Origin of the sequence: Rathayibacter tanaceti (genome assembly GCF_001634385.1) — a bacterium.
Classification (GTDB): Bacteria; Actinomycetota; Actinomycetes; order Actinomycetales; family Microbacteriaceae; genus Rathayibacter; species Rathayibacter tanaceti.
The window spans coordinates 1-2,298 of record NZ_LIIN01000222.1 but is presented as its reverse complement, the minus strand read 5'-3'; the positions used below and the strand labels follow the sequence as shown (position 1 = coordinate 2,298).

Sequence of the window (2,298 nt, the reverse complement as noted above, 5' to 3'; positions counted from 1 at the left end):
CCGATCGCGCGCTCGGTCGCCGATGCGGCGCTCCTGCTCGAGGGCATGCTCGAGCGCAGCCGCGGTCGCCTCCCGCAGCGCTGGTCCCTCGGTGCTCCCGGCGACGGCGAGGGCTCGTTCCTCGGCGCGGCGGTGCGCGGCGAGGGCCGCTTCCAGATCGGCGTGCTCACCGCCTCGCCGTGGGACGAGGAGTACGACATCGTCCTGTCGGCCGAGGCCCGAGCCTCCCTGGACGAGGGGACAGCGGCCCTCGCCGAGCTCGGTCACGGCCTCGAGGAGGCGGCGCTGCCGCCGAGTGCCGCGTATCCGGCCGCTTTCCGGACGCTGTGGCAGAGCGGTGCCTCCACCCTGCCCGTCGAGGGAGCCGACCTCGAGCTGTTGGAGCCGCTGACGCGCTGGCTGGTCGAGGAGGGACGCCGCCGCTCCGCCCGCGAGATCGTCGAGGCGGCCGCCTGGCTCTCGGGATACGAGCGCGCCGTGATCGCCGCGTTCTCGGGGTTCGACGCGATCCTCACCCCGACGCTGACGATGCCGCCGCGGCCCGTGGGCTGGTACGACCTCGAGGATCCCGAGCGCAACTTCGAGCAGCAGGTGCTCTACACGCCCTACACGTCCTTCGTGAACGTCAGCGGGCTGCCGGCCGTGTCGCTGCCGCTGAGCACGACACGCGAGGGGCTGCCGATGGGCGTCCAGCTGATCGGCCGTCCGGGAGGCGAGGCGGTGCTGCTCGCGATCGGCGCCCAGCTTGAGCGGCGGGCGCGCTGGCAGCGACGGCATCCGCCGCAGTGGTGAGCACCTCGGGCACACGGTCTGCCGCGAGGCCTAGGCATTGAGGTAAGCCTTGCCTATACTCGGACGCGATGTGCATGTTCGAGGACCGCGACGGCTCCGCGCCGGTCGACGTGAAGCAGTTCCTGATCGCGGGTGACGAGACCGTCGTGCCGTGGATCCAGAGCATCCTCGACGCCCTGCCGATCAACGCGCGCGGGCAGGTCTTCATCGAGGTCGACGACGCGCGCGGACTGCCTCCGCTCGCGGCCCCGGCCGGGTCTGCGTCACCTGGCTCGGACGCTCGGAGCGGTCCGGTGCCCCCGGAACCGGAGAGCGCTGCTTCCGCGGGGTCGCTCTCGATCGCGCCGTTCGCGCCTGGATGGGCGAGATGTCCGTCGTCGACGGCGACTATCCGTGGGCGGATGCGCGCCACGACTTCTGCGCCTGGATCGGTGGGGCGGGCGCCGTCATCTCCGAACTCGCGATCGACGTCGAGGCGCGTCTGCGCAGCTCCGCCGACCACGCCGCACACTGAGGACGACGTTAGGCAAGCCTAACCTTCTGTGTCAGACTGGATCGATGCCTCAGACCGACGCTCCCGCCCGCCCGGCCTACCGGCCGTACCTCGCCACCGTCGCCAGCGCGACACGGATCGCTCCCCACTTCATCCGGGTCACCCTCACAGGAGCCGATCTCGACAGCGTCGGCTGCACGGGGCCCGACCAGCGGATCAAGCTCGTCGTACCGACCGCGACCTCCGACGCGCAGGACTTCATGGCGTCCGTCGCCGACGAGGACGGACCCGACGGGCTCGCTCCCGACTGGTACACCCGCTGGCGCGAGCTTCCCGATGAATGGCGGAACCCTCTCCGCACCTACACGATCCGCGCCACCCGCCCCGAGTTCGCCGAGGTCGACGTCGACTTCGCGGCGCACGGCGACACCGGCCCTGCGTCGGCCTGGGCGGAGTCGGCTCACGCCGGCCAGCAGGTCGTCATCATCGCCCCCGACACCCGCTCCGAACTGCCCGGCGGCGGAGTGGAATTCCACCCCGGAGCCGCCACCTCGCTCCTGCTCGCCGGCGACGAAACCGCCGTTCCCGCGATCGCGGCGATCCTCGAAAGCCTCGACGACGACGCCACCGGAGCCGCGTTCCTCGAGGTTCCCACCGTGCTCGACCGCCTGGCCCTCCACCATCCGGCTGGCGTGAGCATGACCTGGATCGTCCGCGAGCCCGCCGCCGCACCCGGAGCAGCCCTCGGCGACGCCGTCCGCGCATGGGCCACCCGCTTCCTCACAGCACACCACCGCGGAATCGAGGTCTCCGACGTCGACGTCGATACCGAGATCCTCTGGGAGATCCCCGAAGAGAACACCGACCCGGGCCTCTACGCATGGATCGCGGGCGAAGCGGGCGCGGTCAAGCTCATCCGCCGCTGCCTCGTCACCGAGCTGGGACTGGACCGGAGGCGGGTGGCGTTCATGGGATATTGGCGCACCGGCCGCCCCGAATCCCCCTGATCCGGC

General features: G+C 71.6%; 3 protein-coding genes and 1 pseudogene. All 4 read left to right on the top strand.

Annotation, left to right across the window (positions count from 1 at the left end; all coding sequences use genetic code 11):
- Positions 1-792 (top strand): amidase (locus ACH61_RS15100; RefSeq protein ID WP_161489683.1); only part of this gene is annotated, 792 nt, incomplete at its 5' end.
- Positions 793-860: 68 nt separating this feature from the next.
- Positions 861-1,037, top strand: a pseudogene (locus ACH61_RS19430) (SIP domain-containing protein); the annotation flags it as partial.
- Positions 1,038-1,159: 122 nt separating this feature from the next.
- Positions 1,160-1,306, top strand: coding sequence for a hypothetical protein (locus ACH61_RS18670; protein ID WP_236713716.1), 147 nt, complete (start codon positions 1,160-1,162; stop codon positions 1,304-1,306).
- Between the two features lie 44 nt (positions 1,307-1,350).
- A complete protein-coding gene (locus ACH61_RS15095; protein WP_068213631.1) occupies positions 1,351-2,292 on the top strand; it encodes a siderophore-interacting protein in 942 nt (313 codons plus the stop codon).
- Positions 2,293-2,298 lie beyond the last annotated feature (6 nt).